The sequence below is a fragment of the Roseateles sp. GW821-FHT09G03 genome (assembly GCF_059416045.1).
Genome location: NZ_JBWKOK010000006.1, coordinates 402,051 through 426,936, shown reverse-complemented (window position 1 = coordinate 426,936; position 24,886 = coordinate 402,051). Strand labels below are relative to the sequence as shown.

The window sequence follows — 24,886 nt, the reverse complement described above, 5'->3', positions numbered from 1 at the left end:
GAAAAGACGACGTCTGCCGGAGCGACTCAGCGCTCGACGCTCAACGACCGGACGTAGGCGATCTTCATCGAGCCATCGCCCCACACGTCCTGGCAGTTGGACACCCACGCCGCAAGCTTCTTGCCGCTGCCCAAGGCGAAGAGCGCCGTCGTGTACATGATCTTGAAGCGGGCGTCGTTCTTGTCGAGCAGGATCTGATTCCGGTTGTTGGGAGTCGCGCATCCCTCGGTGTTGTCGGAGCCGTTCAGGATCACGATCGCATGGCCGGTCTCATGCAGGATGACGGACTGCACGTCGTACAGACCGTTGTTGCTGTTGGCGTTGGCGGAGGTCGCGAGACCTGCGAGCGTCAGCGCCGCTGTCAGCGCAGCGGCCTTGATGGGTTCAAGCTTCATACGTCCTCACTGCACCATGATCCCGAGCGTCACCGCCCTTGGAATACGCACACGCCCGTCGCCCCACAGATCGACGCAGCCGTCGACCCAGCCATTGAGCTTCTTGCCCGACGCGGCCGCGGCCAGCGCCGTGGCATACATGTACTTGAAGCTGGGGTTGGTCTTCTCGATCAGCACGAGCTTCTCGTGACCGACCGTCGCGCAGCCGTCGGAATGACCGATCGCCGCGTACTCGACGAGTGCGTGGCCGGTGTCGTGCATGCCGACGCTGACGACGGCCTGCGGCAGGTTGCCGCCGGCGGCAAAGGCGCAGGGGGTGGATACGGCCAGAAGGCCAGAGGCGAGAAGTCGGAGGTGGGCGTTCATGTTCATGGGAAGTCAATCGCCGGCCATGCCGATGGACGAGACCTCTTCGTTCCACGGCGCAGCGGAGCAATTGATGTTGTCTCGTGTATAGCGGATCGTGACGAGTCGATTGGCGGTATAGGCGGCCACTGCGATGCCAATCGCCGCTTTGCTTCCGGCCGGATATTGAGCGGCACGGATAGCGCCGCCCAATTGGTAGTCACTGCGCAGCGAAATGTAGAAGTCGCCGTTGACGTCAGTCCAGACTCGGGTGAGTTTGACGCCCCAGCATTCGGTGTAGGCGTGGCTGGTCAGAGGCAGCAGGGTGGCGAGCAAGGCGCCTGCGATGAGCTTGAATTTCATGGTGTTGGCTCCCTCGAGATTTCATCGACCGGCTTCGAAACCGAAGCTCTTGACTTCGCATCGGGCCGGTTGGCCAACGATGTCGTAATAGAGCAGCATCTTTGCCGCTCCGCTCCGCGCCATCGCATACGTCGCCCAGAAGCGATTCATGTCGGACTTCGTGAAGTTGGGGGCGAAGACCATCTGACGGCCGGGGCACTCGGCCTCGGACGTCGCGTACCAGATCACCACCAGATCGTTCTCGTAGTTCTCGACGCGCCAGGTGGCGGGGTCGGTGGTGATCTGGATCATTGCGGCATGCGCTGGGGTGCCCAGGCCACCAAGAGCGAGCAAAGTAGCCGCCGACGCGGCTCTCATCAATCCGGCGAACATTGAGCCCTCCTCTTCACGGTTCCAGCTGCACCCACATCAAACTGCACCGCCCATTGAATGCCCGCAACGCCGGGTCGTCCGTGATCCGCAGGCGTACCGCCTTGCCCTTCACCAGCGCGACGGTCAGCAACATGAACATCCGTTGATTCGCGTCCGTGGACTTGAGCGTGGTGATGTACTCGTTGCTGCAGGTCATCCCCGTCGGCAGGGTGAACCCGCCGCGGATCTTGATCTCCATGTTCCCGGCCAGATGCCCGCCGCCCGCGACTTCCAGCACGCCGACGTTGTCGAGGAAGACCGCCCCGGTGTCGCCTTCCGCAGCCACCGCCGCGCCGGATGCGGACAGCAGCCCGACCAGAAAGGGCGTCGCGATCGGGCGGCCGAATTTCCAGATCGACTTCATGAACTCACTCCCGAGTCGTCAAGGCAGCGGTTCACGGCAACACCGTCACCGACGTCAACGGGCACGACAGCGGATCGCCCCACGGCCCGCGCTTGTCGAGGTCGACGTCGTAGATGAGGGTCATCGGGACCTTGGCCATCACAGCCTTCATCAACGTCGCGTACATCACCACGTCGGCGTCCGAGAACAGGTAGACGCTGGTGCAGCCGCTCTCCAGGCCCGACGCATAAAGCATCTGCATCTTGCGTGCGCCGACGGTCACGTGCGTGCTCGAGTGCGCACGAAGCTGCAAGCTCGCACCTGCCGGGATCGAGGTGATCTTCTCTGCGGCCAATGCCGGCTGCACCAGCATCGCTAGGCACGCCGCGACGGCCATCGAAGCAAGCTTCTTCATTTGCCCTCCCCTCTGGGCAGGCGTCATCGAGGACGCCCGAATCCGTTCATCGCGCCGGCTTGCGGCTCACTGCCCCGGCATTTCGCCGATATAGCTCGGCACCGGTGCTTCGCCATAGGTCGGCAAAGTCGCGCAGCTGCCTTCGCGGCCCCAGTAGAACGTCGCCATCGCATTGCGCTTCTTCACGCCCAGCAGCAGCGCGGTCCACATCGCGCAGGTGGTCGGCGAGACACCCTGGTAGGTGTTGTTGACATTGCAGATGACGGTGAAGTCGTTACGCCCGGTGTGATTCACATTCACCGTCCCGTCGGTATAGACGAGCAGGTAATTGATCTTCACGTTGCATTCGAACGCGAACGCCTGCACCGGCAGCACCGCTGCCATGACGAAGGCCATCAGCCTTGCCAGCTTCTTCATGGTTCCACTCCCTGGATCAATCTTTTATGTTTTTCGACATCGCCCCGGCCTCGGAGTCGTGTCCGCAGGGCTCCCGCCATGCGTCGGGGCGCGACGTTACCGCCTTCACGCCGTCTTATCAATGCGTACCCGCACCGGGACGCCGGCGTTCGCCCCTGACATCACCCGGTCATCGAGGCGCTTGTCGCCGCCCTGCAACCGTCCCTTACACTCGCCGCGCAACGACAACGCTATCCCCTTCATGAAGAGCACCAAGTCCGCCCGCACGCCCTCGAAGGTGACGCTGGGCATGGTCGCCGAAGTCAGCGGGGTCTCGCCGAGCACCGTCTCGCGCATCCTCAACGGCACCGCCGTCGTCAGCCAGGAGAAGAAGGACGCCGTCGACCGCGCGATCGCGGACCTCGGCTTCGTCCCGAATCCGATCGCCCGCGTGCTGGCCGGCGGACGCTCCCTGAGCGTCGGCGTGGTGACGCAGGCGATCGACAGCCCGTATTACGGCGTCGCCCTGCGCGGCATCGAGGAGGTCCTCGACGCCGCCGGCTACGTCCCCCTCTTCGCCAGCGGCCACTGGAACGCCAAGGAAGAACAGCGCTGCATCGACACGCTGCGCGCGCGCCGCGTCGACGGAATCATCGTGCTCACCGGCCGGCTCAGCGACGAGTCGTTGCGCAAGCTTGCCAAGGAACTGCCGGTCGTCGTCACGGGCCGGACGCTGAAGGCGCCCAGCCTCTATGCGCTGAACTTCAACGACTTCGAGGGCGCCCGTCTCGCGACGCATCACCTGCTGACCCAGGGCCATCGCAAGATCGCGTTCATCACCGGCGACCCGGTCCACCCCGATGCGCAGGAGCGCCTAAAGGGCTACCGCGCCGCGCTGGAAGCGGCGGGCGTGAAGTACAAGCCCGCGCTGGTGCTGCCGGGCCTGTTCCAGGAAGACAGCGGCGTGATGGCCGTCGAGCGCCTGATCGACAGCCGCGAGCCCTTCACCGCGATCTTCGCGGCCAACGACCAGATGGCGTTCGGCGCGTCGCTCGCGCTGTACCGCCGCGGCCTGCGCGTGCCCGAGGACGTCTCCATCGTCGGCTTCGACGACTTGGCGGGTGCCGCGCACAGCATCCCGCCGCTCACGACGATCCACCAGGCCGGCCTCGAGCTTGGCCGCTGCGCTGCCCAGGCGCTGCTCGACCTGCTCGGCAAAAAGAACCCCACCGCCCAGCTCCCCGAGCCCCGGCTGATCATCCGGTCGTCCACCCGATCGCTCTGACGCCAGAACGCTTTCTCCGAAGTCCTCGGTAGCAAAACCGTGGAAGGACGGTAGTGGTGGAGGACGGCTGTGCGTGGGGTTTGGACGCTTGCCGTCCGGGCCCCACGCGCAGGCGGCCAACGCCCGGTCGAGGCACGCACGCCACCTCCCTAGCGATAACCCTGGTACGGTCACGCCATCCCGTTCGCTATCATGAAAGCGCTTTCATAAACAGAACGACGACGGAGACGGACAGCATGCGGCAGTGGGCCCGGTGGCTATCGGCATTGGCTTTGACCTTGGGCGTGGCCCAGACGGGGTCAGGCGTTGCCGCGCAGACTGCTGCGCCCGCCGCTCCCGCCGCGACAGCTTCCACGACGGCCGCCACCACGCTGACCGTCGCCGCCTTCCCCGCCATCGACGAGATCGTCCGCAGCGCCCTGCCGGCCTGGAAGGAACTCCACCCGGACGTCGACGTGAAGATCGTGAGCCGGGAGCTCAACGACCACCACACCGCGATGACGACGGCGCTCTCGACCGCCAAGGGCTTGCCCGACGTGATGGCGCTGGAGATCGGTTATCTCGGACGCTTCGCGCAAGGCACCGGGCTCGAGGACCTCTCCGGCGCGCCCTACGAGCTGAGCCGCGACAAGGCCCGCTTCGTCGCCTATGCCTTCGACCAGGCGACCACGCCCAAGGGCGCGGTGCTCGCGGTCCCCACGGACATCGGCCCGGGCGCCCTGCTCTACCGCACCGACCTCCTCGCCAAGGCCGGACTCAAGGAGTCCGACCTGACCTCCAGTTGGGAGGGCTACGTCGCCGCCGGCGTGAAGATCAAGGCCGCGACCGGCGCCTATTTGATGGCGCATGCCCGCGACATGAAGGACATCCTCATCCGCACCGGCCTGGAGCCGGGCGAAGGCCTGTTCTTCGACAAGGACTCGCGCCCGCTGGTGAACACGCCGCGTTTCGTCCGCGCCTTCGAGCTCGCCCGCGCCGTGCGCCGCCAGCAGCTCGACGCCAAGGTCATCGCCTGGTCCTCCGACTGGTCCGAAGGCTTCAAGCGCGGCGGCATCGCCACGCAGATGTCGGGCGCCTGGCTGGCCGGCCACCTGAACACGTGGCTCGCGCCCAGCACCCGCGGCAAGTGGCGCTCGGCACAGTTGCCCGAAGGCGCGTTCGCGGCCTACGGCGGCACCTTCTTCGCCATCGCCCGCCACGGCGACGCGGCCCGCAAGCCGATGGCCTACGAGTTCATCCGCTTCATGACGATGAACCGCACGCAGCAGCTCGCCGCCTTCAAGGCGCAGGACGCCTTCCCCGCGCTGATCGCCGCGCAGACCGATCCCTTCTACGACCTGCCGCTGCCCTTCCTCGGCGGCCAGCAGGCCCGCCGCGACTGGCGCGAGGCCGCCGACCACATCCGCGCCTTCCCCGTGCACAAGCAGGACAACTTCGCCAAGGAAGTGATCGACACCGAACTCGACAAGGTGCTCGACCGCGGCAAGGACATCCCGACCGCCCTGGCCGACGCGCAGCGCCTGCTGCAACTGCGCGCGCACCGCTGACCCGGAACCACGACGATGAGCTTCCGCCTTCCTCAAGCCCTGCGCCTGTCGCCACGGTACGCGCCGTACGCGCTGCTGGCCCCGTTCCTGCTGCTGTTCGTGGTCTTCGGGCTGTTCCCGCTGCTGTTCTCGCTCTACCTGGCCTTCCACAGCTGGGAGCCGACCAGCGGCCTGGGCGCGATGCACTGGGTCGGGCTGGACAACTTCGCCTTTGCGCTGCAGGACGAGTGGTTCTGGAAATCGCTGCGCAACACCGGCTGGCTCGCGGTCGTCTCGGGCGTGCCGCAGCATCTCGTCGCCATCCCGCTCGCCACCTTCCTGCACCTCGCCTTCAAGCGCTGGCGCAACCCGATGGTCGGCGCGTACTTCCTGCCCTACATCACGTCCTCGGTCGCGATCGCGATCCTGTTCAGCTCGCTGTTCTCGACCGACTACGGCCTGATCAACCTCGCCATCGCCACGCTGCGCGAGATCCCGGTGCTCGGCCACCTCGTCCCGCAGGCTGCCGTCGACTGGCTCAACGACCCCGACGCGCTCAAGCCCGCCATCTCGATGATCGTGTTCTGGCGCTACGTCGGCTTCAACGTCGTGCTCTACCTGGCCGCGCTGCAGACCATCCCGCCTGACCTCTACGAGGCCGCGACGATGGACGGCGCCAGCCGCCTGCAGCAGTTCTTCCACATCACGCTGCCCAGCCTGCGGCCGATGATCTTCTTCGGCGTGACGCTGAGCGTCATCGGCGGGCTGCAGCTGTTCGAGGAGCCCTTCATCCTCACCGGCGGCAAGGGCGGTTCCGACCAGGCCGGCATGAGCGCCGCCGTCTACCTGTACCGCAACGCGTTCGACTTCAACGACTTCGGCGCCGCCAGCGCGATGTCGTGGCTGCTGTTCTTCATCGTGGCCGCGCTGACGTGGCTCACCAACCGTGCGTTCCGGCGCAAGGACGACTGAGGGGCCGACCGGAAAACGCCATGAGCACCACGATGCACGCCCCCCTCGACGCCGCCGCGCCTCCCCACGCGGCGCAGCCGCCGCGCATGACCGCCTGGGCCGCCTACCTGCTGGTCGGCGCCGGCGCGCTGATCATGCTGGCGCCGTTCTATTTCATGTTCGTCTTCGCGACGCACTCGCGCACCGAGATCTTCAGCCTACCGCCGCCGATGTGGTTCGGCGACGACTTCCTGAACAACGTCGAGATCCTGACCCGGCGCCTGCCCTTCTGGCGCAACCTGGGCCTGAGCCTGTACGTCGGCATCTGCAATACCGGCCTGACGCTGCTGTTCTGCTCGATGGGCGGCTACGCCTTCGCGATGTACGAGTTCCGCTTCAAGAAGGCGCTGTTCGGCCTGGTCATGGGCACGATGCTGCTGCCCAGCTTCATGAACATGATCCCGAGCTTCATGATCATGGACCTGCTCGGCTGGATCGATCAGCCGCGCGCGCTCTACATCCCCGGCGCGGCCAGCGCCTTCGGCATCTTCCTGATGCGCCAGTTCATCGGCTCCGCCGTGCCGCGCGAGCTGGTCGAGGCCGCCCGCATGGACGGCTGCGGAGAGCTGGGCATCTACGCCCGCATCGTGCTGCCGCTGCTCAAGCCGGCGCTGGGCACGCTGGGGCTGATCACCTTCATCTCCTCCTGGAACAACTTCATCGGGCCGCTGGTCGTCATGCGCTCGCCCGACATGTACACGCTGCCGCTGGCGCTGCGATCGCTGCAGAGCCCGGTGGACACCGAATGGGGCGCGCTGATGGCCGGATCCGCCATCGCGACGCTGCCGCTGATCGTGCTCTTCGTCCTGTGCTCGCGGCAGCTCATCTCGGGCCTGACCGTCGGCGCGGTGAAGTGACGCCCGACCGCCTGCGCCTCTCCTCCAACACCCAGAACAACACCTCGATGTCATCTTCCACGCTTGCCTCGTCCGACACGTCCAGCGCCTCCACCGCACTCGCGACGGCCGCCGCCAGGGACTTCCCCGCCGACTTCGTCTGGGGCGTCGCCACGAGCGCCTTCCAGATCGAGGGCGCGCACGACGCCGACGGCAAGGGACCGTCGATCTGGGACACCTTCTGCCGCCAGCCCGGCGTGATCGCCGACGGCAGCAACGGCGACGTCGCCTGCGAGCACTACCGGCGCTGGGAAGAAGACCTCGACCTGATCCAGAGCCTGGGCGTCGACGCCTACCGCTTCTCGGTGTCGTGGCCGCGCGTGATGCCCACGGGCCAGGGTGACTGGAACGAGGCCGGCCTCGCGTTCTACGAGCAGCTCGTCGACGGCCTGATCGCCCGCGGCATGAAGCCCTACCTGACGCTCTACCACTGGGACCTGCCGCAGGCGCTGCAGGACATCGGCGGCTGGGGCAATCGCGTCACCGTCGAGCGTTTCGTCGAGTACGCCGTCGGCATCGCGAAGCGGCTGGGCGACAAGGTCGTCTCGATCGCCACGCACAACGAGCCCTGGGTCGTCGCGCAGCTCGGCCATGAGTCCGGCGTCTTCGCGCCCGGCGTGAAGGACCGCAAGATCGCCGCGCAGGTGTCGCATCACCTGCTGCTCAGCCACGGCCTGGCGGTGAGCGCGATGCGCGCGCTGAAGGTGAAGGCCTCGCTGGGCATCGTGCTGAACATGGCACCGATGTACCCCGCGACGGACTCCGACGCCGACCGCGACGCCGCGCGCCTCGAGGACGGCAAGCTGCGCCGCTGGTACATGGACCCGCTCTTCGAAGGCCGTTATCCGCAGGACGTGCTGGACTACCTCGGTCACGACGCGCCCTACATCGAGGCCGGCGACATGGCGAAGATCCAGGTGCCCGTCGACTTCGTGGGCATCAACTACTACTCGCGCGGCATGATCAGCGCGGCCGGTCCGGTCGACAACAAGACCAGCGGGCTGGCGCTGACCGACATGGGCTGGGAGATCTACCCGCAAGGCCTGACCGACCTGCTGGTGTCGATCAAGCGCGACTACCCCGGCGCGAAGCGCCTGTACGTCACGGAGAACGGCGGCGCCTTCCCCGATGCGGCCGGCGCCGACGGCCAGGTGCACGACGCCGACCGCACCCGCTACCTCGATACGCACATCGCCGCCGTCGGCGACGCGATCGCTCAGGGCGTGCCGATGGGCGGCTACATGGTGTGGAGCCTGATGGACAACTTCGAATGGGCGTCGGGTTACGCGAAGCGCTTCGGCATCGTGCACGTCGACTACGCGACGCAGCGGCGCACGCCGAAGGACAGCGCGCTCGCGTACCGCGATTTCGTGTTGCAACAGGTATCGCAACGGCGCACGGCGCGCCAGGGCTGATCGGGAGACCGTCATGGGACAAGTCACGCTGCGCGGCATCCGCAAGCGCTACGGCGATCACGAGGTGATCCAGGGCATCGACCTCGATGTCCGGGACGGCGAGTTCATGGTCTTCGTCGGCCCGTCGGGCTGCGGCAAGAGCACGACGCTGCGCATGATCGCGGGCCTGGAGGAAATCTCCGACGGCGACCTGCTGATCGACGGGCACCGCGCCAACGACCTGCGCCCGGCCGATCGCGGCGCGGCGATGGTGTTCCAGAGCTACGCGCTCTACCCGCACATGACGGTTGCGGAGAACATGGGCTTCGCGCTGAAGATGGCCGGCGTCGGCCGGTCCGAACGCGACGAGCAGGTGCGCCGCACCGCCGAGATCCTGCGCATCACCGACCTGCTGCAGCGCACGCCCAAGCAGCTGTCCGGCGGCCAGCGCCAGCGCGTGGCCATCGGCCGCGCGATCGTGCGCAAGCCCAAGGTCTTCCTGTTCGACGAGCCGCTGTCCAACCTCGACGCGGCGTTGCGCGTGGACATGCGCATCGAGCTCACGCGGCTGCACCAGCAACTGGGCACGACCATGATCTACGTCACCCACGACCAGGTCGAGGCGATGACGATGGGCGACCGCATCGCGGTGTTCAACAAGGGCCGCATCGAGCAGCTGGGCGCGCCCATGGACCTCTACCGCCGTCCGGCCAACGAGTTCGTCGCCGGTTTCCTCGGCGCGCCGAAGATCAACTTCGTCGAGCGCCCGACGGCCAACGCGCCCGGCGCGGCCCGCCGCCTGTGGGACTCGCTCGGCGGCGCGGCGCGCCCCGCGGCGAAGCGCCTCGGCCTGCGGCCCGAGCACCTGCTTCTGGGGACAAGCCACGACGAGGGCGCGGTGCCCGCGACCGTCGTGCTCGCCGAGCACCTGGGCGACACCTCCATCCTGCATCTGCGCGTCGACGGCATCGCCGACCTGCTCACCGCCAAGCTCCCCGCGGGCGCGGCGTCGCTGCATGACGGCGACACCGTCCGCCTGATCGCCACCGCCGACCACGCACTGGCTTTCGACGCCGAAGCGCGCGCACTCGAGCCGCGCGCCGCCGTCCCCGTCGCGGCCTGAGTCGCGACGTCTCCGGCGGTCCCTGTGCGGGACCGCCACGACCGGTTTCCCCGCAGTACCCCCGCGCCCCTGTGGCGCGAAACCCCTCGCTAGGGAAAGTCAGTAGAGGTCCCGTGACTGAAGCAGATAAATTCTGAAAGCGCTTTCAAAGTTACCGCCGAATACACGGATCCAGCTTGCCCTGCAGACAATCGGGCCCGCCATCGCATGGGGGTCATGGTCAAGACTGAGAGATAACAAGGAGACAAGATGAAGCACGTCCACCCCACCCGACTGCGGCAGGGCCGCGGACCGCAGCGCCAGCCCGTGGCGGCCGCCTGCGCCCTGTTGTTCCTCGCCGCCGCGGCCCATGCGCAGCAGGCCCCCGCCGCGCCCGAAGCAGCCGCCTCCGAAGCACAGCGCAAGGCCGACGCGACGATCGACACCGTCGTGGTCACCGGCATCCGGCAGTCGCTGGACACCTCGCTGAACCTCAAGCGCCAGCAGCGCGGCGTGGTCGACGGCATCGTGGCCGAGGACATCGGCAAGTTCCCCGACACCAACCTGGCCGAGTCGATGCAGCGCATCTCGGGCGTGTCGATCGACCGCTCGATGGGCGAAGGCTCCAAGGTCACCGTGCGCGGCGTCGGCCCCGACTTCAACCTGGTGCTGCTGAACGGCCGCCAGATGCCGGCGTCCACGCTCGCCGACACGGGTCCGTCGAACTCCCGCGCCTTCGACTTCGCCAACCTCGCCACGGAATCCATCGCGGCGCTGGAGGTCTACAAGACCAGCCGCGCGAGCGCCCCGACCGGCGGCATCGGCGCGACGATCAACATCAAGACCGCGCGCCCGCTGGACACGAAGAAGACCATCGCCAGCATCGGCGTCAAGGCCGTGCATGACGGCGGCAACTCGCGCCTGCCGGACAACATCAAGGGCGACAGCGTGACGCCCGAGGTGTCGGGCATCTACAGCACGACCTTCGGCGAAGGCATGTTCGGCGTGTCCGTGTCGGGCAGCTACCAGAAGCGCGACGCGGGCTACAACAGCGCCGGCGTGCCCAACGGCTGGCTGCCGTTCAAGGGCGACGAGACGGGCAACGGCGCGATCCCGCTGCCGGGCCAGCCGGGGTCGGAGCGGATCACCAACCGTCCCGGTCCCAACGACGTCTACTCGCTGCCGCAGAACGTCAACTACAACATGAACGGCATCCGCCGTGAGCGCACGAACGGGCAGGTGACCTTCCAGTTCGCGCCGTCCAAGTCGCTGACGACGACGCTGGACTACACGGCCTCGCAGAACAAGGTGCACACGCGCCGCAACGATCTGTCGGCGTGGTTCAGTTTCGGCCCGTCGTCGAGCTCTTGGACCGGCGGCCCGATCTCCGCGCCGCTGAACTACACCGAGCTGATCGCCAACGGCGACGCCGACCTGTCCATGGGCGGCGCGGACTTCGCCACCAAAAACGACAACAAGTCGCTGGGCTTGAACATCGACTGGAAGGCGACCGACAAGCTGCGCTTCGAGTTCGACGCGCACAAGTCCACCGCCAAGTCGGGTGCGGACAGCCCCTGGGGCAGCAACAACGTGATCGGCACGGCCAGCTTCAACCGCGGCCAGACCGGCGTCGACTTCAGCCAGGACCTGCCGATCCTGATCATGCCGACGACGACGCGCAACGCGGCGCTGCAGCAGGTGACGGGCTCGTCCTTCCGCAACAGCTACATGAAAGCCGAGGTGGACCAGCAGCAGATCCGCGGCAGCTGGGACATCTCCGACGAATCGAAGCTGGACTTCGGCGTCGGCCTGACGAAGGCGAAGAACCGCTCGGCCTACTCCAACGTCCAGCTGGACAACTGGGGCGGCGTGGCCAACGGTCCGGCCAACTACCCGGACAACGTCTGGATCCCGCAGGACCTGCGCGACTTCTTCGGCAAGATCGGCGGCGTCGGCGACCCGCGCCTGTTCACGCAGTTCTACACCTTCGACTTCGGCACCATCCGCGACCTCGCAGCCAAGTCCTGGAGCGATCCGTCCAAGTACCTGGCATCCGACGTCTTCTCGACGGACCGCCGCACGACGGAGAAGTCCACCAGCGCCTACGCCGAGTACACCCGCGAGTGGGAACTGGGCGTGCCGATGAGCGCCACGGTCGGCATGCGCTACGAGAAGACCAAGGTCACCTCCAGCGCGCTGGTGCCGATCGCCACGGGGATCACCTGGGGTTCCAACAACGAGCTGACGGTGCTGAAGGGCGATCCGGGCTTCACGACGCTGGACGGCAAGTACAGCTACTGGCTGCCCAACATCGACTACCAGGCCGATCTGACCGACAAGCTGAAGCTGCGCGCCAGCTACGGCACGACCATCGGCCGTCCGGGCTGGGACGCGATCCAGGGCGGACAGACGCTGAACGACCTGGCCCGCCTGAGCGGCGGCACCGGCTCGCAGGGCAATCCGGGACTGAAGCCGCTGAAGTCGAAGAACATCGACTTCTCGCTGGAGTACTACTACGCCCGGTCGAGCTACGTGGCGGCGGGCGTGTTCCGCAAGAACATCAGCAACTACATCGGCTCGACGCTGGAGAACGCGACGCCGTTCAACCTGCACACGCCGATCGGCGGCGCGTACTACAACGAGGCCTCGACGACCGGCGGCTGCGGCAGCGACATCACCTGCATCCGCGACTACATCCTCAACCGCTACAACGGCCAGCCGGGCGTGACCAAGACCGGCGACAGCAACGGGCATGCGCTGGGGACGATCGTGGGACAGCCGGGCGATCCGGTGGCCAACTTCCAGATCACGGTGCCGGCCAACACGCAGTCCAACAGCCTGAAGGGCTTCGAGCTGAACGTGCAGCACGCGTTCGGGAACTCTGGCTTCGGCGTCGCGGCGAACTACACGAAGGTGAAGTCGGGTCTGAAGTACGACAACGCGAGCTTCGCGCAGCAGTACGCGCTGGTGGGCCTGAGCGACTCCGCCAACCTGGTGGGCTTCTACGAGGACGCGCGGTTCAGCGTGCGCGTGGCCTACAACTGGCGCGACAAGTTCCTGGCCGCGGTCAACGACGGCAACCAGCTGGGTCGCTCGGCGCCGATCTTCACGGAGCCCTACTCGCAGGTGGACATCAGCCTGGGCTACAACTTCAGCGAGAAGCTGAGCCTGCAGGCCGAAGTCATCAACGTCGGCGATTCGATCCTGCGCCAGCACGGCCGGACGTCGGAGGAGGTGTACTCGGTCACGCAGACGGGTCGCCGCTATATGCTGGGACTCCGCTACAAGTTCTGAGCCCGCGAGGGCCCCTGCCCGCATGAAGCCGATCCTGGACATCCACGACCTGGCCCCGGGTCGGCTTCCTCCCGACCTGCTCGAGGCCGCGCAACCGGTGGTGTTGCGCGGCCTCGTGTCGCATTGGCCGATGGTGCGCGAGGCGCAGCGCTCCGACCGCGCGGCGGTCGACTACCTGCATGCTTGCTGGCGCGGCGCGCCGGTGGCCATCATGACGGGGCCGCCGGAGATCGACGGCCGCATCTTCTACAACGACGACTTCACCGGCATGAACTTCGGTCGTGCCGACGCGCCGCTGCCGGCGCTGATGGAAGAGCTGCTCAAGCTCGCCGACGTCGCGCGCCCGCCCTGCTTCTACGTCGGCTCGACGACGGTCGACACCTGCCTGCCGGGTTTCCGCGCCGCCAACGACCTGGACCTGACGCCGCTGGCCACCGGTGAAGGCACGGCGCAGGAGGCGCTGGCCAGCGTGTGGTTGGGCAACCGCAGCCGCATCGCGCCGCACTACGACCTGCCGGACAACATCGCCTGCGTGGCGGCCGGTCACCGGCGCTTCACGCTGTTCCCGCCGGAACAGCTCGCCAACCTCTACGTCGGTCCGATCGACTTCACGCCGGCGGGACAGCCGGTGAGCCTGGTCGACCTGAAGCATCCCGACTTCGAGCGTTTCCCACGCTTCGCGCAGGCGCTGGAGCATGCGCAGGTCGCCGATCTCGGTCCGGGCGACGCGCTCTACATCCCGAGCATGTGGTGGCATCAGGTCGAGGCGCTGGACGCGTTCAACGTGCTGATCAACTACTGGTGGCGACAGTCGCCGGCGCACATGGATCCGCCGCTGTTCGCGCTGATGCAGGCGTTGCTCTCGATGCGGGACCTGCCGGCGCCGCAACGCGCGGCGTGGCGCGGGATTTTCGATCACTACGTGTTCAACGCGGACGCCGACACCGCGGCCCACATCCCCGCGCATGCGCGGCATGCGCTCGCCCCGCTGACGGCGGAAGGCGCAGGCCACCTGCGCGGACATCTGATTCAGCGGCTCAAGCAACGCTGAACGCCCCCGACCCCATGGAGGAGACGCCATGACCTTCACCTCGCAAGATCCGACCACCCCGCGCCGTCCGGTCAAGCGCGTCGTCATCGCCGGCGGCGGCACGGCGGGCTGGATGATGGCGGCCTGCATCTCCAAGCACCTCGGCAAGCAGCTGGACATCCGGCTGGTGGAGTCCGACGAGATCGGCACCGTCGGTGTCGGCGAGGCGACGATCCCGACGATGCTGACCTTCCACCAGCTGTTGGGACTCGACGAGCGCGAGTTCATGGCGGCGACGCAGGCGACGATCAAGCTGGGCATCCAGTTCGAGGGCTGGCGTGACCTGGGCACGAGCTACATCCACGCGTTCGGCACCACCGGCATCGATCACTGGACGGCGGGCTTCCAGCACTTCTGGATGAAGGGCCGCGAACGCGGCCTGGCGTCGGACTACGGCGACTACTGCCTGGAGTTGCGCGCGGCGAAGGAGAACAAGTTCGCGCACCTGCCCGACGACGGCATCAACTACGCGTATCACCTGGACGCGACCTTGTACGGGCAGTTCCTGCGCCGCTTCAGCGAGGGCTACGGCGTGAAGCGCCTCGAAGGCAAGATCGCCGAGGTGCTGATGCACGCCGACGGCGACATCCGTGCGCTGAAGCTGCAGGACGGGACGGAGATCGAAGGCGACCTCTTCGTCGACTGCACGGGCATGCGCTCGGTGCTGCTGGGGCAGGCGCTGGGCGTCGGCTACGAGGACTGGTCGCACTGGCTGCCGTGCGACAGCGCGATCGCGCTGCAGACGGCATCGGTGCGGGACGCGGTGCCTTACACGCGCTCGATCGCGCATCCGTGGGGCTGGCAATGGCAGATTCCGCTGCAGCAGCGAATCGGCAACGGCGTGGTCTTCAGCAGCCGCTACACCGACGACGAGACCGCGCGGGCCGCGCTGCTCGGCAACATCGAAGGCTACGTCCTGACGCCGCATCGCGTGATCCGCTTCAAGCCCGGCCAGCGCGAGGTGGTGTGGAAGCGCAACTGCGTCGGCGCCGGGCTGTCCAGCGGCTTCCTGGAACCGCTGGAGTCGACCAGCATCCACCTGATCCAGCGCACGGCGATCCGGCTGCTGCAGATGTTCCCGAAGGACGGGATCCGGCAGTCCGACATCGACGAGTACAACGCGCAGATGCGCTACGAGCTGGAGCACATCCGCGACTTCATCGTGCTGCACTACCACCTGCAGCAGAGGACGGATTCGCCGATGTGGCGCGACATGCGCCAGATGCCGGTGCCGGCGTCGCTGCAGCACCGGCTGGACCTGTTCCGCGAGACGGGCCGCGTGTTCCGCGTGCCCAATGAGCTGTTCACCGAGAACTCGTGGGTGCAGGTGCTGCTCGGCCAGGGGCTGATGCCGGAGCAGCATCACCCGTCGGCGGACCTGATGGGGGACAAGGAGCTCGCGGGCTTCCTCGGCGGCATCTCAGCGCGCATCGACAAGACCGTGGCGCAGATGCCGGGGCATCAGCAGTACGTGACGCGGTATGCGCCGGCGGCGGTCGTGAAGGCGCCGGTGCCGGCCTGAACGATGGCGGCCGCGCGCCCGGCTGGCGCGCCGGGCCTCGCATCGCTCATGGCAGGCCGAACAGCCTGCGCGCGTTGCCGTAGCGGATCTTCGCCTTCTCGTCGTCGGTGAGCTTCAGCCGATCGAGCGCGGCCAGCGTCCGTGGCAGCGTGAGTTGTGGGAAGTCCTCACTCCATCTCAAGCGAGCTGACCCAGCAACGTCCCGTCGTATCTTGGTTGTACGCCACGACCGCCAGCTTCTTGCCCATCGCGCGGGCAGACAGCAGCAGCGCGAGATGTGGCTTGCCCGTGGTCTTCGTCAGGTCGACGTAGACCACGTTGTAGGCGCAGGACCCGGTCAGTGCTTCTGCCACGCGGAAGTAGGCCTGATTGGGCTCTTCAACGGCGACGCCGGTGAGCGTCCTGCTTGTCTCGACCGTTGCGGCGATCGACGCGGTGGACAGGCTGGCCAGGGACATCAGCGCCACGAGCGCTTGACGGACAGTCATGGTGGTTCTCCTCCGTGAGAAGGCGTGGAATGTAACCCCGCATCGTGTCGATCTCCCCGATGCCGGATCCCCCGCAAAGCCAATTAAGCTTCGCGGCTGGGAGGGCCCATGCCAGAACACAACGACTCGACTTCCGATGATTTCGTCTGCGTCGCGACGCGGACCACGCCGACCGAAGCGCACCTGCTGAGGGGCGTCCTCGAGGCCGCCGGCCTCACGCCGCATGTGGCGGACGACCAGATGGTCCAGAACTATTCGCTGATCGCGAGCGCGATCGGCGGCGTCCGGGTGCTGGTCCCTGGATCGCAGGCCGGCGCGGCGCGCGAAGCCATTGCCGAGTTCGACGCCGGTGCGTTCCAGCTCGAGGGCGAAGAGAGCGACGCGCCCGCGACGACCGCGTTGACGGTGCCGCTGTTCAGTCCGGATCGCGCCGCGCTGCTCGGCTTCCTGCTGACGCCGGCCTTCGGCGCCGGCATCCAGCTCGCGAATGCCCGCGCCATCGGGGATCGTGGCCAGAGCGCCGACGCCTGGCTCAGCTTCGTCATGTTGAGCGCCATGTCGCTGGTCGGCATCTACGCGCTGCATGAGAACGCGGACGGACCGTTCGTGGTCTTCCAGGCCAGCCTGCTGCTCTGCGCGGTCAACATCATCTGGTACGTCATCGCAGGACAGAAACAGAGCCGCGCCCTGATCAAGGCGTATGGCAGCCACTATCCGAAGAAGCGGCTCCTCATTCCGGCGGTTGGCGCGGCGATCGCGGCATTGGCCGTCGGCGCCGCGTTGCATGCGCTGAGGTGAGCGTATGAGCGACCTTCAGGAACAGAAGCGGACCGCCGAAAAGCAGCTTCGCCGCGCCCGTCGGATGATGGCCGCGTCAGGAGTCGTACTCGCCGTCAGCCTCATCGCCATCATTGCCAGCGCAGTGCCCGAGTGGGCGCATCTGGTCGTGTTCCTGATGTGGAATCACATCGCGGTCATCGTCGTGTGCGGCACGGGCGGATGGACAGTGCGCCGCCTGGCAGCCGCGCCCGCGGGGCGCGTCTCGCCACGTCTGGGGGAGCTCCTCGCGCCCTGGGTGCTGGTCTTGGCGCTCGTGACCGCTGCCGTCGCCATCCCGAACTGGGGGCCATCGCCCTGGTGGGGTCTGGGGTTGGCAGCGGACGGCAGCGCGGTGACCAGTCATCAATGGCATTCGGACGGCGGACGCTACTTCGAACGCATCAACCACGGACCTGCGCGCCCGATCACCGAAGCGGATTTCGACCGGCTGACCCAACAGAGCTTCGGCTTCTTCGCGCACGTGTGGGCGATCCTCTCCTTCGGCGGCCTGATGACCTGGCGGTTCATCGCGCTCCGGCGCAGGGATCTGCTGCAGGGCGATCCGCCCCCCGCTGCGGCGACGACGCCGCGCGCATCGACGACCGCCCCCGGCGCCGTCACCGGCGGCGAGTGGAAGTCGACCGCGCTGATCATCGGCCTCTGGGTCGCCTTCATCGGGCTCAATGTGCTGAGCCTCACGAGCGGACCGCATCGCGCGTTCTGTGCGCTGCCGGTGCCGATACCGCCGGAGATGCGGCTGTTCATGCTGGTGATGCCCCTGCTGGTCATCGGCGTCGGGTCCTTCTGGACGAAGCGGTCCCCGTTCATGTCGCCGTGGCTTGCCAGCCTCCTCGACCAGCGCCTGGGAGCCGGTGGCACCGTCGCCTTCGTCGCGCGGCTCAGGCCGCTGCTGCTGTTCTCCGTGACCTCCTTCTTCGGAGCCGGTGCTCTCCTCAGCGCCTGCCGGCTCGGCGACGGCGACCCGGTCGATTGGACGATGCCCGGCTTCCTGGCCTCCATCGGCGCCGCCCTGGCGCTGTCGCACGTCATCCTGCGACGGCGGGGCATTCCGGGCGTCTGACCGGATGTGGCGGCCCCTCACGCGAAGGGATGAGGCCCGGCGAAGTCCCCGATCTGGGACAGGTGGCTGACCATCCCGAGGCCCGGTTCCCACAGATGGAGCATCACGCCGCGAGGGCCCGCATGGCTGCTGGGCGCCGCCGCAGGATTCAGCTGCAGGTCGATCTCCGTGACGGTGCTAGGGCAGGCACACACCACCGTGCCGGCCCAGCGCCGCAGCATCGGGCGGTGGACGTGGCCGCAGAGCACGAGCTCGACATTCGTGCATCGATCCAGCACGGCCGCCAACGGCGCCGGGTCGAGATAGCGGTACTCGTCCATGTAAGGGATCCCGCAGACGAAGGGCGGGTGGTGCAGCATGACGATGGTGGGCTTGGACGGATCGTTCGCCAGGGTCTCCGACAACCACAGCAGGCCCGCCTCCTCGATCTGGCCGTGATGCGCGCCTGGCACGCAGGAATCAAGACCGACGATGCGGACGGCGTAGTCGTCGACGCCATAGTGCAGCGCGCCCTCCTTGGGCAGATAGCCCAGGTCGGCGAACGCGTCGCGGAAGTGCTCGCGATGGTCGTGATTTCCGGGAATCACCAGGTACGGCAGGCCGAGCGTGTCGAGCAGCTCACGCGCGACCTCGTATTCGTCGGGACGGCCTTCGTCGACCAGATCTCCCGTGACCAGGCACAGGTCCGGCCGTCTGTCCATGCGCAGCAGGTGGTCGATCGCGTCACGCAGCGCCTGGTTCGAATCGACGACGCCCTGGTACAGCTGGCCGCGTGGACGGACGTGGGGATCGGACAGGTGACCGATGAGCATGAAGGGAACTCCCGCGAGTGAGAACGACGCACGGCGCATGCGCGACGAGGCGACGCCGTGACCCGCATGGTGAAGGGACCGTTACTCCGAGGGAATAAGCCGGATGGCGTACTGCGCGCCTCAGGCCCTCGGCTTGCCCTTGCCCGGCATCCCGGAGATCCATCCATGCGCGGTGCCCTCGACTTCACTTCCTGGCAGACGATGCTCTCTACGCTGATCGGGCTCGTCATCGTGTCGCTGATCGCCGTCGGCGTACGGCTGCTGGTGATGCAGTCGGTGCAGCAGCGGCGCGAGCGGGCGAACCGGCAGATCAATGAGCGGCTGAAGACGCTGATCGCCGCCTACAAGACACTGGGCGGATCGTTCACCGGCACGCTCGCCGTCGACCCGCGTCATCTGCGGGAACTGCGCCAGTTCGCCGAACCCGGCACGACGGTCATGGGTGCGTCCGACCGCGCGCGCCGCATGCGCGATGCCGTCGAGGCCGCGCTGTCCGACATCATCCTGCTCGGCACCGACGAGCAGGTACGGCTCGCCGCGCAGGCGGCGCAGGACATGGTCACGGGCAAGCCGGTGGAGACCGCGGCGCTCGTCACCTCGCTGCGCGATTTCATCCGCGAGGTGCTCGAGCTCGACGCGATTCCGGCCTCCGTCGTGATTCCGAAGCAGGGACCGCTGAGGCCCGCAAGCGGCGGTGGCAAGGCAGGCGGAGGCGGAGGGCGCGACGGCGGGTCACGCGGTGGTGGTGGTGGTGGTGGTGCGGGCGCCGGAGGACTTGGCGCCGGATTGGGACTGGGCGTGGCAGGCAGCCACGCCGGGGACGCATCTCAAGAACCTGGCGATGACGGAGCGACCCGTTAGCCCCTCAGAAGCCGAACGACTACCGCGTCCAGTTGTACGGCGTCGTCGTCGACACCTTCACCAGCCCTGAGGCCTCGAGGATAGGTCGCGAGAAATCGGTGGAGTCGCTGTGGATCAGCGTCTTCCCGAGTTCCAGCGCGGCGCGCGCTCGCGCCGCCGTCAGCGCGCGGTAGACGCCGCGTCCACGCCACGCCGTGCGCGTGGCGCCACCCCAGATGCCCGCGAAGTCCGTGCCCGCGACAGGCTCCAGCCGGCCGGCGGTGATCACCTCGCCATCGCATTCCGCGATCCACAACGACATGCCATCGTCGCGCGCAAGCCGCTCCAGCAGCGCCAGGGTCATGGGTTCCGGGTCGTGATCGCCGAAGACCTCGGCCTGCATCGCGCACATGCGCGTCACCTCATGAGGCTCGCGGATGGTGCGCAGCGTCACGCCTTCAGGCAACGGAACATCGGCGAGCAGCAGGCGCGTCTCGCCGACCATGATCGACTCCGGCGGATCGGGCTGGAAGCGGTGTTCGATGAGCGCCTCATGCAGACCTGGGGCCAGGTCATGCCCCCGCGTCTTCCATTCGACATGGGTGATGGCGGGATCAGCCTCGTAGTGCCGCAGCGCATTGCCGACGAGTCGACGGATCTCCGTCGCATCGGCGCCGCCGAGATCCCGGTAGGTCACGAAGCCGCGTCCGCGCGCGAAGGTCACCAGGCGCAGCGGCCCCAGCCGCGTGACCGCGATGGCGCTCGGTGTCTCGGCGTCCGAGCGGAGTTGAGCGTCGTAGGCGGCGAGCAGGTCGGAGGCTGCGGACATGGCATCAGCGGAGTGATCGGTCGACATCCCCCCGGCAAGGCCCGTCGTGGCTGCGGAAGTGATTGATCGGCATCTTGGATAGGTCGATCTTATCTTTCGAATTCCCAAGTAGCTACCCGATTCCTAGAGTCGCGAAGGCGACAAAAAACACCGGAGACAAACATGCAGCAACCCCACGTCGAACGCTGGGTCGGCAGAGCGCTGGCCACGGCAACCCTCTTCAGCAAGCGCCTGGGCCTCGTGCCCGAATGACGCTGCGCTAAGCCTTCCTCGACTGACTCGGCCCAGGGCGGATCACCCCGCCCAAGGCGGAGCCATGCCTGGTCGGAGTTGTCCCCGTCCTCAACCCGCCAACGACCCGGCGCCGCACGGCGCATTGGAGAAGAGCAGCATGCATAAAACCCAGTCCTCCCTGACCCCTTTCCTGGGTGCCCTCGCCGCGGCGCTGCCCCTGATCGCCGGACCGGCGCACGCGCAGGGCACCGTCACGGTGTATGGCATCCTGGACTCCGCCTTGCGCTACGTCGACAACGACGCCGTCGGCTCGATCAGATCGCTCGTGAGCGGCAGCAGTCAGACCAGCCGCCTGGGTGTGCGCGGTGTCGAAGACCTCGGCGGGGGCATGACGGCCCTGTTCAACCTGGAACACGGCGTGCTCGTCGATTCGGGGACGCAGGCCTCCGCCTCGCAGTTCTGGGACCGCCGTGCGATCGTGGCCCTTGCCGACCAGAAGCTCGGTGAGGTCCGCCTCGGCCGCGACTACACGCCCAACTTCGCCAACTGGGCCCGGTACGACCCGTTCGGCTATGTGGGCGTGGCCAGCGCCGGCAACTTCGTCAGCGCCACGCCGGTGGGGCCCTTGCGATCGGCGTTCGGCACCGGACTCGCGGCCACCGTGCGATCCAGCAACTCGGTGCAATACCTGCTGCCCGGCGGTCTGGGCGGCGTGGAGGGAGGCCTCATGGTGGCGGCGGGCGAAGGCGGTCTGGCGGCCAATGCCCAGCACCGACTGACCGGTGGCCGCCTGGGCTACACGGCACCGACCTTCGACATCTCCGTGGCGTACGCGCGGATCGACAACGATCTGACGACGGCAGGCAAGCTGACGGACGCCGGCATCGGTGGCACCGTCAGTGTCGCCGGGGCCAAGTTCTCCGGCGCCCTGCGCGTGTTCAAGTACGCCGACGCCAAGGAGTCGATCGTGCTGCTGGGCGCCGTCGTCCCGATGGGCGTGTCCGGCGAACTCAAGTTCTCGATCAACCGGGCGACGTTCGACGGACGGGTCGGCACGACGAGCCTCGACGGCAATGCATCGACCCAGCTCGGCCTGGGTTATGTGCACAGCCTCTCCAAACGGACGGCCCTCTATACGACGGCGTCCTGGATGACCAACAAGGGCCGGGCGGCCGCGGCGATTCCCGGCGGCCCCGCGGGTCTTCCCGCGGGCGGCGACTCGAAGGGGTGCGAGGCGGGCCTGCGGCACAGCTTCTGACCTGGCATCGGAGCGCGGACGGCCATCGCCCGCGCTACGTCCGCCCTTCACGCTGCTGACTTCCTCCGAGAAAAAAATCACGCGCTTCACGACCTCCCAGGTGAAGCTTCATGAGCACGACATCCCGCCGGTCCTTCCTGACCGCTGCGGTCGCCGGCATGGCCAGCAGCCATTCGTTCGCGCAGACCATCCGACAGGCGCTCGCCACACCCGCCAACAACGCCACCGGCACCCTTGCCGACATCGAGCACGTGGTCATCCTGATGCAGGAGAACCGCTCGTTCGACCACTACTTCGGCACGCTCGCCGGCGTGCGCGGCTACAGCGACCCGCGCCCCATCGCGCTGCCCTCCGGCCAGCCAGTCTGGATGCAGCCCGGCACCGCCCTCGGCTCGCAGGTCCTCCCCTACCACTTCGACATCCGCAACACCAATGCGCTGCGCGTCGGGCTGGACCACAGCTGGAAAGGCACCGAGGCCACCTGGAAGGACTGGAACGTCTGGGTATCGAAGAAGTCGCCGCGCACCATGGGCTACTTCGACCGCAGCGACCTGCCCTTCTATTACGCCCTCGCCGACGCGTTCACCGTCTGTGACGCGTACCACTGCTCGATCTTCGGACCGACCGACCCCAACCGCTTCTACGCCCTCACCGGCCACAGCAACGCGGTCGTGACCGGCATCTCCGATTCCCGCCTCTACAACGTCACCAACGGCACCTACAACGGCGACATCGCCAACGACAACGCCGCCGCCAAGGGCAACGAGTGGCTGACCTACGCCGAGACCCTGGAGACCGCCGGCGTGAGCTGGAAGGTCTACCAGGAGTGGGACAACTACGGCGACAACTACCTCCAGTACTTCAAGAACTTCCGCACCGACGCCTACGGGCAGAAACTGACCAGCGCGTCGCCGCTGTACCGAAAGGGCCGCGCGCTGGCCGCGGGCTCGACGCAGGCGAACGCGCCCGGCACGACCGGCCAGTGGCTGATCGACCAGTTCGCCGCCGACGTCCGCAGCGGCAATCTGCCGCGCGTGTCCTACATCTGCGCGCCGACCGAGTACTGCGAGCATCCCGACGACACGCCCAACGCCGGTGAGAACTTCACCGCGCGCCTGCTGCAGGCGCTGGTGCAGACGCCCGAGGTCTGGTCCAAGACCGCGCTGATCCTGACCTACGACGAGAACGACGGCTTCTTCGACCACATGCCGTCGGTGATGGCGCCCCTGAACACCGACCGCGGCCGCACGACGATGGCCAACGCCACGCAGGGCGAGATCGCCGGCAGCCAGCCGATCGGCCTCGGTCCGCGCGTGCCGACCCTGGTGATCTCGCCATGGACCAAGGGCGGCCGCGTGTGCTCGCAGCTGTTCGACCACACCTCGCTGATCCGCTTCACCGAGGAATGGCTCGTCGCCCTCGGCTACCCGCGCAACAGCGTGCAGTGCAATGGCATCTCGCCGTGGCGCCGCGCGGTCTGCGGCGACATGACCAGCGCCTTCGACTTCAAGTCCGGCGGCGCCGAGTTCCCGTCGTCGGTGCCGGCCAACGCCGTCTACTTCAAGGGTTGGGGCACGAAGGACGCACTGCCTCCGGCCAACCAGAGCCTGCCGCGCCAGGAGAAGGCCGCCAGCGGCATCCCGCGCCGCGCCGCGCCGCTGCCGTACCGGTCGACCGTCGACGGCATCGCCGCGACGAATGCGCGCCAGTTCGCGCTGAGCTTCGCCAACGAGGGCAGCGTCACGGCCGCGTTCATCGTCTACTCGACGCTGCGCACGGACGGCCCGTGGCACTACACCGTCGAGCCGGGCAAGCGCATCGACCAGGAAGTCTGGAACTGGAGCAGCGCGCCCATGCAGCTCGCCGTTCACGGCGACAACGGCTTCCTGCGCGAGTTCCGCATGAGCTTCGACGGCATCGGCCGCCTGGCCGCGACCAGCCTGAAGGAGCAGCCCGCGACCGCGAGCGTCACGCTGACGCTGCGCAACGCGAGCACGCAGGCGATGCGCTTCCGCATCGTCGACAACGCCTACGGCGACAAGACCGTCGTGACGATCGACGTGCCGGCGGGCTCTAGCCGCGACCACGTCCGCGCGGTCACTTCGAGCTACGGCTGGTACGACCTGATCGTCACCGTCGACGGCGACAACGCCTTCCAGCGCCGCCTGGCCGGCCACGTCGAAGGCGCGGGCCTCGACTTCACCGACCCGGTCCTGAACGGCCTGGCGCAGGTGACGTGGAACGCGCCGCCGGTGCTGCCGCCCAGCACGCCGACGGCCACGTTCAAGGCCGACGTCGACCGCGTGCGCATCGGCGGCAACGTGTCGCTGACCTGGACCGGCCTGCCGTCGAGCACGACGAACTGGATCGGTCTGTACCGCGTCGGCATGACGCCCGGCGGCCCCGGCTCGCTGAAGTGGAACTACGTGGCGAGCCCCTCGGGATCGCAGGTGTTCGCGCTCGCGGGTCAGCCGGAAGGCGACTACTTCCTCGGCCTGTTCCTCAACGACGGCTACGGCGAAGCCGCGCCGCGCCTGTCGGTCCGCATCCGCAAGAACGGCGACGTGAACGCCGACGGCGCGGTCACCGCCGCGGACCGCGACACGCTGCGCAACGCCATCGGCAGCTGCGCCGGCGACGCGCGCTTCGAGCCGCTGGCCGACATGGACGGCGACAAGTGCATCACGCAAGCGGACTACCGCGTCTGGTACCAGCTCTTCAGCACCCTGTGAGAACC

25 protein-coding genes are annotated in these 24,886 nt (G+C 67.5%); 14 read left to right on the top strand and 11 right to left on the bottom strand.

Features of this window, described 5'->3' with window-relative positions:
- Positions 1-26 precede the first annotated feature (26 nt).
- From AC07OZ_RS22720 to AC07OZ_RS22690, 7 genes are all read right to left on the bottom strand, one after another.
- Positions 27-395: a hypothetical protein gene (locus AC07OZ_RS22720; protein ID WP_495469327.1), complete on the bottom strand. Its 369-nt coding sequence runs from the start codon at positions 393-395 to the stop codon at positions 27-29.
- 6 nt (positions 396-401) lie between these two features.
- Entirely contained in the window at positions 402-767 is a 366-nt protein-coding gene (locus AC07OZ_RS22715) for a hypothetical protein (RefSeq protein WP_495469326.1), read from the bottom strand.
- Positions 768-773: 6 nt separating this feature from the next.
- Positions 774-1,103, bottom strand: coding sequence for a hypothetical protein (locus AC07OZ_RS22710; protein ID WP_495469325.1), 330 nt, complete (start codon positions 1,101-1,103; stop codon positions 774-776).
- 21 nt (positions 1,104-1,124) lie between these two features.
- Complete coding sequence (locus AC07OZ_RS22705; RefSeq protein WP_495469324.1) at positions 1,125-1,475, bottom strand: hypothetical protein; 351 nt, start codon at positions 1,473-1,475, stop codon at positions 1,125-1,127.
- Between the two features lie 13 nt (positions 1,476-1,488).
- Positions 1,489-1,878, bottom strand: a complete 390-nt coding sequence (locus AC07OZ_RS22700; RefSeq protein WP_495469323.1) for a hypothetical protein — start codon at positions 1,876-1,878, stop codon at positions 1,489-1,491.
- Between the two features lie 31 nt (positions 1,879-1,909).
- Positions 1,910-2,272 carry a hypothetical protein gene (locus tag AC07OZ_RS22695; protein WP_495469322.1) on the bottom strand — a complete coding sequence of 121 codons (363 nt, stop codon included), beginning with the start codon at positions 2,270-2,272 and terminating at the stop codon, positions 1,910-1,912.
- A 66-nt stretch (positions 2,273-2,338) separates the two neighbouring features.
- The gene (locus tag AC07OZ_RS22690; RefSeq protein WP_495469321.1) at positions 2,339-2,689 is read right to left on the bottom strand and encodes a hypothetical protein; all 351 of its coding nucleotides are present in this window, start codon (positions 2,687-2,689) and stop codon (positions 2,339-2,341) included.
- Positions 2,690-2,930: 241 nt separating this feature from the next.
- Here AC07OZ_RS22690 and AC07OZ_RS22685 point away from each other — a divergent pair, with 241 nt between their 5' ends.
- From AC07OZ_RS22685 to AC07OZ_RS22645, 9 genes are all read left to right on the top strand, one after another.
- A complete protein-coding gene (locus AC07OZ_RS22685; RefSeq protein ID WP_495469320.1) occupies positions 2,931-3,953 on the top strand; it encodes a LacI family DNA-binding transcriptional regulator in 1,023 nt (340 codons plus the stop codon).
- 266 nt (positions 3,954-4,219) lie between these two features.
- The gene (locus tag AC07OZ_RS22680; protein ID WP_495469319.1) at positions 4,220-5,500 is read left to right on the top strand and encodes an ABC transporter substrate-binding protein; all 1,281 of its coding nucleotides are present in this window, start codon (positions 4,220-4,222) and stop codon (positions 5,498-5,500) included.
- A 15-nt stretch (positions 5,501-5,515) separates the two neighbouring features.
- On the top strand, positions 5,516-6,451 hold the full coding sequence (locus tag AC07OZ_RS22675; RefSeq protein WP_495469318.1) for a carbohydrate ABC transporter permease: 936 nt from the start codon (positions 5,516-5,518) through the stop codon (positions 6,449-6,451).
- 20 nt (positions 6,452-6,471) lie between these two features.
- A complete protein-coding gene (locus AC07OZ_RS22670) occupies positions 6,472-7,347 on the top strand; it encodes a carbohydrate ABC transporter permease (protein ID WP_495469317.1) in 876 nt (291 codons plus the stop codon).
- A gap of 47 nt (positions 7,348-7,394) precedes the next feature.
- Positions 7,395-8,801, top strand: a complete 1,407-nt coding sequence (locus tag AC07OZ_RS22665; protein WP_495469316.1) for a GH1 family beta-glucosidase — start codon at positions 7,395-7,397, stop codon at positions 8,799-8,801.
- Positions 8,802-8,814: 13 nt separating this feature from the next.
- Positions 8,815-9,903 carry an ABC transporter ATP-binding protein gene (locus AC07OZ_RS22660; protein ID WP_495469315.1) on the top strand — a complete coding sequence of 363 codons (1,089 nt, stop codon included), beginning with the start codon at positions 8,815-8,817 and terminating at the stop codon, positions 9,901-9,903.
- 249 nt (positions 9,904-10,152) lie between these two features.
- Positions 10,153-13,176, top strand: coding sequence for a TonB-dependent receptor (locus AC07OZ_RS22655; protein ID WP_495469314.1), 3,024 nt, complete (start codon positions 10,153-10,155; stop codon positions 13,174-13,176).
- Positions 13,177-13,198: 22 nt separating this feature from the next.
- Positions 13,199-14,227 (top strand): cupin-like domain-containing protein, encoded by a 1,029-nt coding sequence (locus AC07OZ_RS22650; protein WP_495469313.1) that lies wholly within the window; start codon positions 13,199-13,201, stop codon positions 14,225-14,227.
- A gap of 28 nt (positions 14,228-14,255) precedes the next feature.
- On the top strand, positions 14,256-15,788 hold the full coding sequence (locus tag AC07OZ_RS22645) for a tryptophan halogenase family protein (protein WP_495469312.1): 1,533 nt from the start codon (positions 14,256-14,258) through the stop codon (positions 15,786-15,788).
- A 46-nt stretch (positions 15,789-15,834) separates the two neighbouring features.
- On the opposite strand, the gene AC07OZ_RS22640 is transcribed toward AC07OZ_RS22645, so the two are convergent.
- Both AC07OZ_RS22640 and AC07OZ_RS22635 read right to left on the bottom strand, forming a co-directional pair.
- Entirely contained in the window at positions 15,835-15,969 is a 135-nt protein-coding gene (locus tag AC07OZ_RS22640; protein WP_495469311.1) for an amidohydrolase family protein, read from the bottom strand.
- Positions 15,956-16,276: a hypothetical protein gene (locus AC07OZ_RS22635; RefSeq protein WP_495469310.1), complete on the bottom strand. Its 321-nt coding sequence runs from the start codon at positions 16,274-16,276 to the stop codon at positions 15,956-15,958. Before AC07OZ_RS22635 ends, AC07OZ_RS22640 begins: the two co-directional genes overlap by 14 nt.
- Before the next feature lie 108 nt (positions 16,277-16,384).
- Between AC07OZ_RS22635 and AC07OZ_RS22630 the strand changes: the two genes are divergently transcribed.
- The gene (locus tag AC07OZ_RS22630) at positions 16,385-17,074 is read left to right on the top strand and encodes a putative signal transducing protein (RefSeq protein WP_495469309.1); all 690 of its coding nucleotides are present in this window, start codon (positions 16,385-16,387) and stop codon (positions 17,072-17,074) included.
- 4 nt (positions 17,075-17,078) lie between these two features.
- Positions 17,079-18,176 carry a hypothetical protein gene (locus AC07OZ_RS22625; RefSeq protein WP_495469308.1) on the top strand — a complete coding sequence of 366 codons (1,098 nt, stop codon included), beginning with the start codon at positions 17,079-17,081 and terminating at the stop codon, positions 18,174-18,176.
- A gap of 17 nt (positions 18,177-18,193) precedes the next feature.
- On the opposite strand, the gene AC07OZ_RS22620 is transcribed toward AC07OZ_RS22625, so the two are convergent.
- Positions 18,194-18,988: a phosphodiesterase gene (locus AC07OZ_RS22620; protein WP_495469307.1), complete on the bottom strand. Its 795-nt coding sequence runs from the start codon at positions 18,986-18,988 to the stop codon at positions 18,194-18,196.
- 165 nt (positions 18,989-19,153) lie between these two features.
- On the opposite strand from AC07OZ_RS22620, the gene AC07OZ_RS22615 reads away from it, so the two are divergent.
- The gene (locus AC07OZ_RS22615) at positions 19,154-19,849 is read left to right on the top strand and encodes a hypothetical protein (RefSeq protein WP_495469306.1); all 696 of its coding nucleotides are present in this window, start codon (positions 19,154-19,156) and stop codon (positions 19,847-19,849) included.
- A 19-nt stretch (positions 19,850-19,868) separates the two neighbouring features.
- On the opposite strand, the gene AC07OZ_RS22610 is transcribed toward AC07OZ_RS22615, so the two are convergent.
- On the bottom strand, positions 19,869-20,657 hold the full coding sequence (locus AC07OZ_RS22610) for a GNAT family N-acetyltransferase (RefSeq protein WP_495469305.1): 789 nt from the start codon (positions 20,655-20,657) through the stop codon (positions 19,869-19,871).
- A 391-nt stretch (positions 20,658-21,048) separates the two neighbouring features.
- On the opposite strand from AC07OZ_RS22610, the gene AC07OZ_RS22605 reads away from it, so the two are divergent.
- Positions 21,049-22,149: a porin gene (locus AC07OZ_RS22605; protein ID WP_495469304.1), complete on the top strand. Its 1,101-nt coding sequence runs from the start codon at positions 21,049-21,051 to the stop codon at positions 22,147-22,149.
- A 110-nt stretch (positions 22,150-22,259) separates the two neighbouring features.
- Positions 22,260-24,881, top strand: a complete 2,622-nt coding sequence (locus AC07OZ_RS22600; protein ID WP_495469303.1) for a phosphocholine-specific phospholipase C — start codon at positions 22,260-22,262, stop codon at positions 24,879-24,881.
- Positions 24,882-24,886: the final 5 nt, after the last annotated feature.

What these genes read in the sequence shown, in the direction of transcription:
- AC07OZ_RS22695 (WP_495469322.1), bottom strand. Translation starts at nt 2,272, where the DNA reads ATGAAGAAGCTTGCTTCGATGGCCGTCGCGGCGTGCCTAGCGATGCTG.
- AC07OZ_RS22720 (WP_495469327.1), bottom strand. Translation starts at nt 395, where the DNA reads ATGAAGCTTGAACCCATCAAGGCCGCTGCGCTGACAGCGGCGCTGACG.
- AC07OZ_RS22705 (WP_495469324.1), bottom strand. Translation starts at nt 1,475, where the DNA reads ATGTTCGCCGGATTGATGAGAGCCGCGTCGGCGGCTACTTTGCTCGCT.
- AC07OZ_RS22605 (WP_495469304.1), top strand. Translation starts at nt 21,049, where the DNA reads ATGCATAAAACCCAGTCCTCCCTGACCCCTTTCCTGGGTGCCCTCGCC.
- AC07OZ_RS22665 (WP_495469316.1), top strand. Translation starts at nt 7,395, where the DNA reads ATGTCATCTTCCACGCTTGCCTCGTCCGACACGTCCAGCGCCTCCACC.
- AC07OZ_RS22650 (WP_495469313.1), top strand. Translation starts at nt 13,199, where the DNA reads ATGAAGCCGATCCTGGACATCCACGACCTGGCCCCGGGTCGGCTTCCT.
- AC07OZ_RS22610 (WP_495469305.1), bottom strand. Translation starts at nt 20,657, where the DNA reads ATGTCCGCAGCCTCCGACCTGCTCGCCGCCTACGACGCTCAACTCCGC.
- AC07OZ_RS22645 (WP_495469312.1), top strand. Translation starts at nt 14,256, where the DNA reads ATGACCTTCACCTCGCAAGATCCGACCACCCCGCGCCGTCCGGTCAAG.
- AC07OZ_RS22635 (WP_495469310.1), bottom strand. Translation starts at nt 16,276, where the DNA reads ATGACTGTCCGTCAAGCGCTCGTGGCGCTGATGTCCCTGGCCAGCCTG.
- AC07OZ_RS22615 (WP_495469306.1), top strand. Translation starts at nt 19,154, where the DNA reads ATGCGCGGTGCCCTCGACTTCACTTCCTGGCAGACGATGCTCTCTACG.
- AC07OZ_RS22685 (WP_495469320.1), top strand. Translation starts at nt 2,931, where the DNA reads ATGAAGAGCACCAAGTCCGCCCGCACGCCCTCGAAGGTGACGCTGGGC.
- AC07OZ_RS22700 (WP_495469323.1), bottom strand. Translation starts at nt 1,878, where the DNA reads ATGAAGTCGATCTGGAAATTCGGCCGCCCGATCGCGACGCCCTTTCTG.
- AC07OZ_RS22625 (WP_495469308.1), top strand. Translation starts at nt 17,079, where the DNA reads ATGAGCGACCTTCAGGAACAGAAGCGGACCGCCGAAAAGCAGCTTCGC.
- AC07OZ_RS22630 (WP_495469309.1), top strand. Translation starts at nt 16,385, where the DNA reads ATGCCAGAACACAACGACTCGACTTCCGATGATTTCGTCTGCGTCGCG.
- AC07OZ_RS22620 (WP_495469307.1), bottom strand. Translation starts at nt 18,988, where the DNA reads ATGCTCATCGGTCACCTGTCCGATCCCCACGTCCGTCCACGCGGCCAG.
- AC07OZ_RS22690 (WP_495469321.1), bottom strand. Translation starts at nt 2,689, where the DNA reads ATGAAGAAGCTGGCAAGGCTGATGGCCTTCGTCATGGCAGCGGTGCTG.
- AC07OZ_RS22715 (WP_495469326.1), bottom strand. Translation starts at nt 767, where the DNA reads ATGAACATGAACGCCCACCTCCGACTTCTCGCCTCTGGCCTTCTGGCC.
- AC07OZ_RS22660 (WP_495469315.1), top strand. Translation starts at nt 8,815, where the DNA reads ATGGGACAAGTCACGCTGCGCGGCATCCGCAAGCGCTACGGCGATCAC.
- AC07OZ_RS22675 (WP_495469318.1), top strand. Translation starts at nt 5,516, where the DNA reads ATGAGCTTCCGCCTTCCTCAAGCCCTGCGCCTGTCGCCACGGTACGCG.
- AC07OZ_RS22670 (WP_495469317.1), top strand. Translation starts at nt 6,472, where the DNA reads ATGAGCACCACGATGCACGCCCCCCTCGACGCCGCCGCGCCTCCCCAC.
- AC07OZ_RS22600 (WP_495469303.1), top strand. Translation starts at nt 22,260, where the DNA reads ATGAGCACGACATCCCGCCGGTCCTTCCTGACCGCTGCGGTCGCCGGC.
- AC07OZ_RS22655 (WP_495469314.1), top strand. Translation starts at nt 10,153, where the DNA reads ATGAAGCACGTCCACCCCACCCGACTGCGGCAGGGCCGCGGACCGCAG.
- AC07OZ_RS22710 (WP_495469325.1), bottom strand. Translation starts at nt 1,103, where the DNA reads ATGAAATTCAAGCTCATCGCAGGCGCCTTGCTCGCCACCCTGCTGCCT.